Here is a 2,339-nt window from a genome sequence, read left to right as displayed (position 1 = left end):
CCGGGGGCTCCGCGCACGGCCGGCTCATACACAACGCCCAGGGACACGAGCTTCTCTGAACGTAAAAATCCTGTTTCGTGAAGGCTGATAGACCGCTGATCGAATAAGCCCCTGGTCCGGGATCACGGGGCAAGGTCAGACAGCATGGACGGGCCGGCCGGCGGTGCGCGCCGCCAGCCCGTCCTGGGGATCAGTTCCCTGTCCGGTTCGACTGCGCCTTCTCGATCTGTGCCTTGACGCCCTCGAGGTTGAAGCTTGCCGAGCGCTGCATTGGCGGGAAGTCGATCGCCGTTTGGGCGAGCTTCTCCACCTTCTCCTGCACCAGAACGAAGCGCCAGAAGTTGAAGGCCCACCAGTCCTTGGCAAAGAGCGAGTCGCCCACGCCCATCTTCTCGAATGGATCGAGGCGAAGATTGTGGATGCCCGGCCATGACAGCGTCACAACCGGTCCGAACCATCCGTCGGGTTGGTCGAGGAAGGTGTACTTGAAGTCACCGATCCGGGCGGCGGCGAGTTGCGGACCGGTGAAGTACCAGAGCTCCTCGCGGGCCGATTTACCACCATTGGTCAGCATGTCGAGCTGGTTGTAGCCGTCGAGATGGACCTTGTACTCAGTCCCGTTCAGCTCCTTGCCGGCCTTCAGTTCCTCTACGATGTCGCCTTGATAGCCGGCGGCTGCGGCCAAAGTCGGGAAGAAGTCCAGACCGGACATCACCTCGTTGATGACCTGTCCGCCGTCGATCTGGCTGGGCCAGCGAATGATCATCGGTACGCGGAAGCCGCCCTCCGTACCCATGCCTTTCCAGCCCTTGAAGGGGGTCGTTCCGCCATCGGGCCAGGTAAACCCTTCGGTGCCATTGTCGGTGGTGACGACAACGATCGTGTTGTCGGCGATGCCCAGCTCATCGAGATGATCGAGCACAGCGCCGATCGAATCGTCGAACTGCTTCATACCGGCTTCCTGAATAGTCCAGCCGTTCTCGGAGTTCATCAGGCCTTCGTACTCTTCGCTCAGATGCGTGACGACATGCATCCGCGTCGGGTTCATCCAGATGAAAAACGGCGTGCCGGCCTGATGCGCCCTGTCGATGAAGTCGATTGTGTGGTCGCGGATGACCTCGTCAAAGGTCTCCATGTTGAACTCGATGCCCTCGACGGGATGTGGAGGGAGCGGGCCCAGATCCTCGATCCGTTGCTTGCCGACCTTGCCCCACCGGGGATCTTCGGTCAGGTCCTCCTCCTCCGTGGCGAAGGTGTGGAGCACGTTTCGCGGACCGTACTTTGCCTTCTGGTCCTGTGGGTAGCTCGGGTGCCACGGGTCTTCCATGGCGTCGAGGTGGTAGAGATACCCCATAAACTCGTCGAAACCGTGGACCGTCGGCAGATATTCGTTGCGGTCGCCGAGATGGTTCTTGCCGAACTGGCCGGTGGCGTAGCCGAGCTCCTTCATCGCGGTGGCGATTGTCGGGGCCTCCGCGGGCATGCCGACCGTGGCACCGGCTTGGCCGACCGTGGTAAGGCCGGTACGGATCGGAAGCTGACCGGTGATGAAGTTCGCCCGCCCGGCGGTGCAACTCGCCTCGGCGTAGTAGTCGGTGAAGATCGCGCCCTCGGCGGCGAGTTTGTCGATGGCCGGAGTCTCACCGGCCATCATGCCGCGATGATAGGCGCCTATATTCCACATCCCGATGTCATCCCCCATGATGAACAAGATGTTGGGGGGCTGGTCCTGGGCGGACGCTTGGCCGGCCAGCATTATTCCGCCAGCGAGAAGTGCTACTCTCGTCTAAGTCATCGATGATCTCCTGTGTGTCTGTGAATGCGGATCGGCCAGAAGGTCGAAGACCTGGGGTACGGTCGCGCCGCAGGATCTCCAGAACGCGCATCGGGAAACGATCGAGGATCGCATGCATCGCATCCATGGCCGGGGCCCGAGGGCGTTCTCGCCGCTGCAGGCCACGCCCTTTCAGGGGGCGCGTCACGCATGGGCGAATCTTCGGGACGAGCGTGCGACGAATGCCCGGCGCCCGGGAGGTGCGAACATGTGCGGACATGCCCGCACCTGGGGAAGATGCGGCTCCCGCAGGCTAAAACGCAAATATCCTCCGGTATTTCCCATTTCTGTGATCGGGCGGGTTTGGTCAATGGCGATGACGGTCCAGCGAGCAGGTCCGTGCTTCTGTCCGTGGTCGGCTTGCCGCCACAAGATGCGAACTCTGGAGGGCGGGAAGCTCCCAATCTGTACCTCGGGCTCATGGCGCAACGGGCAAATCCGAGCTCATCCCATCCGTCGTCCCTGCCCGGGACGTCTCACCGTCACCCGAAGGTGCCGGATCTCA

1 protein-coding gene is annotated in these 2,339 nt (G+C 62.1%); it reads right to left on the bottom strand.

Annotation, left to right across the window (positions count from 1 at the left end; genetic code table 11):
* Positions 1-190 precede the first annotated feature (190 nt).
* Positions 191-1,756 (bottom strand): arylsulfatase, encoded by a 1,566-nt coding sequence (locus tag QSJ97_RS24420; protein ID WP_285675105.1) that lies wholly within the window; start codon positions 1,754-1,756, stop codon positions 191-193.
* Positions 1,757-2,339: the final 583 nt, after the last annotated feature.

Source organism: Paralimibaculum aggregatum (assembly GCF_030270585.1).
Lineage (GTDB): Bacteria > Pseudomonadota > Alphaproteobacteria > Rhodobacterales > Rhodobacteraceae > Thermohalobaculum > Thermohalobaculum aggregatum.
The sequence above is the reverse complement of the archived record's forward strand: the minus strand, read 5'-3'. Positions and strand labels throughout refer to the sequence as shown.

Excerpts from the sequence above, each read along its gene's own strand:
- QSJ97_RS24420 (WP_285675105.1), bottom strand. The coding sequence starts at position 1,756 with ATGCTGGCCGGCCAAGCGTCCGCCCAGGACCAGCCCCCCAACATCTTG.